Annotated in this window: 4 protein-coding genes; all 4 read right to left on the bottom strand. The window is 61.9% G+C overall.

Annotated features, from left to right (window positions below):
* Positions 1-347: 347 nt before the first annotated feature.
* A complete protein-coding gene (locus B4A72_RS09120) occupies positions 348-1,094 on the bottom strand; it encodes an amino acid ABC transporter ATP-binding protein (RefSeq protein ID WP_292958385.1) in 747 nt (248 codons plus the stop codon).
* Positions 1,091-1,765, bottom strand: a complete 675-nt coding sequence (locus B4A72_RS09115; RefSeq protein ID WP_292958387.1) for an amino acid ABC transporter permease — start codon at positions 1,763-1,765, stop codon at positions 1,091-1,093. The genes B4A72_RS09120 and B4A72_RS09115 overlap by 4 nt, the downstream gene beginning before the upstream one ends.
* The gene (locus tag B4A72_RS09110; RefSeq protein ID WP_292958389.1) at positions 1,765-2,520 is read right to left on the bottom strand and encodes an amino acid ABC transporter substrate-binding protein; all 756 of its coding nucleotides are present in this window, start codon (positions 2,518-2,520) and stop codon (positions 1,765-1,767) included. Before B4A72_RS09110 ends, B4A72_RS09115 begins: the two co-directional genes overlap by 1 nt.
* A gap of 289 nt (positions 2,521-2,809) precedes the next feature.
* The coding region (locus tag B4A72_RS09105; protein ID WP_292978385.1) for a LysR substrate-binding domain-containing protein at positions 2,810-3,175 on the bottom strand (366 nt) is incomplete at its 5' end.

Below are 3,175 nucleotides of genomic sequence, written 5' to 3'. Positions count from 1 at the left end.
CTACATGACCGCCATCTGGACCGAGTTGCAGAAGTGACCGTCGCTGTCCCGCCATCGCGCTGTGGCGGCGGGACGGGCACGGAGAACCGCGCGGTCACCGTGAAGGCTGGTCGGGCCGCGAGATCCGGGCGGCGGCACCGCCTTGGACGGGATCGTCCTTGATTCTCTGCTGCCGTCGTGGCGATCAAGCCTCGGTCGATCATCAACCTTTGGCCTTCGGTGGCGATGCAACGCCATTGAAGGCCCGATAATTCGCCTGCTGCCGCTGGGCTTGGCCGGCCGGTTCTTGTCGGCAGACTTGCGCGAAGCCCGTATCCGCCGCCAATATTGTCCCGGTCTTTCAATCTTCAGCCGACCCGTCTTAGAAATGCCCGCGTTCGGTCGTCCGTGGGCGCGTCGAAGATTCTTGCCGGCGGCCCCTGCTCGACGATCCGTCCATTCTCCATGAACACGACCCGGTCTGCGATCTCGCGGGCGAATTGCATCTCGTGGGTGACGATCAGCATGGTCTGGCGGCCATCCGCGATGGATCGGATCAGATCCAGCACCTCGCCCACCCATTCAGGGTCCAGCGCGCTTGTCGGCTCATCGAAAAGCAGCAGTTCCGCATCCATCGCCATGGCGCGGCCAATGCCCACGCGCTGTTGCTGCCCGCCCGAGAGGGCACTGGGATAGCTGTCGGCCTTTTCCGAAAGCCCGATCCGGGACAGCACCTCGTCGGCGCGGGCTTCGGCCTGACGGCGCGGCAAGCGACGCACTGTTATCAGCCCTTCGGTGATGTTCTGCCGCGCGGTCTTGTTGGCGAAAAGCGCGTAGTTCTGAAAGACAAAGCCCGTGCGACGGCGCAATGCGAGGATCTGGGCGCGGCTGGCCCGAGTCGCGTCGACGGACAGATCCCCGATCGTCAGAAGGCCCGCATCGGGACGGTCGAGAAAGTTGAGGCAGCGAAGCAATGTCGATTTTCCCGTTCCCGATGGCCCGATGATCGCCACCCGCTCGCCCGGTTCCAGATCCAGGTTGATGTCGTTCAGGACGACATTGTCGGAAAACCGCTTGCTCAGGCCGCTGATCCTGATCTTGCAACTGGTTGTCATCGCACAAAGGCCTTCTGCATCCGGACTTCAAGCTGGCGCTGGAAGAACGAGAAGAACTCGACCATGCCCCAATAGATGAACGCCACGACCAGAAAGGCCTCGAGGTAAAGAAAGCTGCCGGCGGCCTCCTTTTGCGCGGCACCCATCATCTCGGTGACGCCCAGAGTGAAGGCAAGAGACGTGCTCTTGATGATGTCGATGAAGTAATTCATCAGCGTCGGGGCCGCGATCCGCGCCGCCTGGGGCAGAATGATGCGGCGCAGCATCTGTCCGCGCGTCATGCCGATCGCCTCAGACGCCTCCCACTGGCTGCGATCGACGCCAAGGATCGCGGCGCGGATCGATTCCGCCATATAGGCCGAAAAATGCAGCGTCAGACCGATGATCGCGGCGGTGACGCCGTCGATGCTGGTCAGCGCCGAGACGACGCGCGGAAGCCCGTAATAGAACAGGAACAGCTGGACCAGCAGCGGCGTGCCACGAAAGAAGCTGATGAACAGCGCGACCAGTTGGTCGATCACCGGCAATCTGAAGATGCGGATGATCGCCTGCGCCGAGGCCAGGACAAGCGCCCCGGCCATGGCTGTCACCGCCATGGTCAGGGTCAGGGGGACATAGCTCAGGATGATCGGGAACAGCCCGATCATGTATCCTGTATCAAGCCCGTCCATTACTCGTCGGCAGGGCTGGTCACGTCGGCGTCCAGCCATTTCCGCGAAATGTCCGCCAGCGTGCCGTTTTCCTTCAGCGTGGTCAGCGCGGCGTCGATCCTGTCACGAAGCGCCAGACCGGCTTCGTCCTTGCGGAACGGCAGCGCGTTCCTGATTTCGCTGAAGGACTGCCCGGCCATTTCCAGCGGTAGCGGGCTTTTCGCGATGACCTGTCCGGTCGAGACGCGGTCCATGACGAAGGCATCCATGCGGCCAAGCGCCACGTCCTGTTCGATATTGGAATCGTAGGTGCGGATGTCGATATCGGCGGCATTGGGCAGATCACGCAGAAGCGCCTCGAAATTCGAGCCCAGATTGACCGCGACCGATTTTCCCGACAGCGATTCCGGCCCGGTGATGCCCACCTCGTTGCCCTCTTTCACGACGATCTGCGCGCCGTCATAGACATAGGGCTGGGTAAAGGCAAAGGTCGCTTCGCGGTCCGGCGTGATGGTGATCTGGTTGGCGATCGTGTCGATGCGGCCCGATTCCAGCGCGCCGATCAGACCCGAAAAGGACATGGTGACGAATTCCACCGTATCCCCGGTTTCCGCGGCGATGGCATTCATCAGGTCGACCTCGAAACCCTGAAGCTTGTCCTGCTTTACAAAGGTGAAGGGGAAATATCCCCCCGACATGCCGACGCGAATCGTCTCGGCGGAAGCGGCGGTGCCCGCGGCGATCAGGGCCAATGCGGCGATGAACGATTTTGTCATCAAGGTCTCCTTCTGCGTTGAAGGCTAGATATGCCTGGCGGAAAGACTGAACAAGGAGCGGAAATATCGAGAAATAAATGAGGAAGAGTGTTCCGCGCGACCGATGTCAAGAGGGAACAGAATTCCGGGAACAATGCCGAGGCCGGGTGGGTCATCCTAGGCGATCCGCGCTTCAGGCGGGGTTCCAGCGGCGGTCCTGTCAGAATGCGCCGGCGATCTGGCGCCAATCCGGATTTGCGCGATCTCGGCGCACGATACGGGCCGGGCCGCGATGCGCGGTCCTGGCTTGCTATGGCGTGTAAGGCTGAATGACAGCGGCGTCGAAGGCGCCCTCTGCGGCCTTCAATTCGCAAGCGCCGATGATGGCCAGGCAGATTGTGGTCAGCGCCGCGTCCCGCCGGACCAGCACGCCCGCACTTGGCGCGTCGTGGCTTCCCGCCAATGGCAGGCGCACCAGATCACCGGTCGCGCAGGTCTGTTTGGACAACGGCCTGATATTGAAGACGCCATATCCCATACCGGCCGCGATCAGCGCGCGCATCATATCGGTCGAACGGGCGGAGTAGGCGACATTGGGTTTCAGCCCCGACTGGCGAAAAGGTCGAGAAGATATTTTCTGGAATGCTCCAGGTCCAGCACCACAAGGGGCTCTGGT

It is taken from the genome of Paracoccus sp. UBA5162, from assembly GCF_002413585.1.
Lineage (GTDB): Bacteria > Pseudomonadota > Alphaproteobacteria > Rhodobacterales > Rhodobacteraceae > Paracoccus.
Note: the sequence above shows the minus strand (reverse complement) of the source record. Positions and strands in the feature narration are given on the sequence as shown.